This is a genomic window from Stenotrophomonas sp. HMWF003 (assembly GCF_003061285.1).
In the GTDB taxonomy this organism is placed as follows: domain Bacteria; phylum Pseudomonadota; class Gammaproteobacteria; order Xanthomonadales; family Xanthomonadaceae; genus Stenotrophomonas; species Stenotrophomonas maltophilia_AP.
The window spans coordinates 895-1,457 of the sequence record NZ_QAIW01000428.1; the positions used below are offsets into that span (position 1 = coordinate 895).

At 73.5% G+C, this 563-nt stretch carries 1 pseudogene; it reads left to right on the plus strand.

The features are described 5' to 3' along the window. Nucleotides 1-563 (plus strand): annotated as a pseudogene (locus tag DBR34_RS21900) (hypothetical protein); the annotation flags it as partial.

Here is a 563-nt window from a genome sequence, read left to right on the forward strand (position 1 = left end):
GCCAGTGCCTGGGCCACCGCGGCCAACGGCACCGCGGTGGGTCAGTCGGCGTGGGCCAGCGGCACCGGCTCCACCTCGATCGGCTACAACAGCTGGGCGCGCGGCAGCAGCGCCACCGCGCTGGGTCGCGGTGCGTTCGGCTACGGCGACAACAGCGTCGCGGTCGGCTTCCAGGCGCTGGGCAACAGCATCAACACCATCGCCATCGGCACCAACGTGGTGGCCGGCGGTGAAAGCGCGATCGGCATCGGTGCCGGCAGCAATGCCAGTGCGTCCAATGCGGTGGCGCTCGGCGCCGGCTCGGTCGCCGACCGCGCCTACACCGTGTCGGTGGGCAGCAGCACCCGCCAGCGCCAGGTCACCAACGTCGCCGCCGGTACCCAGGGCACCGATGCGGTGAACCTGGACCAGCTCACCGACGCCACCGCGCAGTTCCAGGCCAGCGGCGACGGCGTGGCCGTGGCCGGCGGCGAGGAAAGCGTGGCGGCCGGTTCCAACGCGGCCACCGATGGCGACTACGCCACCGCCGTGGGCTCGTCCAGCTTCGCCGCCGGCAGCGGCGC